This is a genomic window from Pseudomonas sp. 2822-15 (assembly GCF_002742515.1).
GTDB classification, from domain to species: Bacteria; Pseudomonadota; Gammaproteobacteria; order Pseudomonadales; family Pseudomonadaceae; genus Aquipseudomonas; species Aquipseudomonas salomonii.
In genome coordinates this window covers 1-259 of sequence record NZ_LJRY01000355.1, presented here as the reverse complement: position 1 = coordinate 259, position 259 = coordinate 1, and the positions used below count along the sequence as shown (strand labels likewise).

General features: G+C 41.7%; 1 protein-coding gene. It reads left to right on the top strand.

Annotated elements, in window-relative coordinates:
- On the top strand, nt 1-259 hold a 259-nt coding region (locus tag AOA59_RS28745; RefSeq protein ID WP_143522855.1), incomplete at both ends, for a queuosine precursor transporter.

The following is a 259-nucleotide window of genomic DNA, read 5'->3' as shown; positions in this document are numbered from 1 at the left end:
GTCTTGACAGCAGGGATCATCACATATCCCCTTACTTTTCTTATCACTGATTCCATTTCAGAAGTTTATGGTAAAGCTACAGCTAAACGGGTAGTAATTTACGGACTTTTAACGAATGTTATGATGCTAGGATTTTTCTATCTAGCCATTTCACTACCACCAGCTGGATATTGGGGAATGCAGGAAGAATTTGCTGCCATACTTGGTGCTGTTCCACGAATGGTCGCTGCATCACTTATTGCCTACTCCATCTCACAAC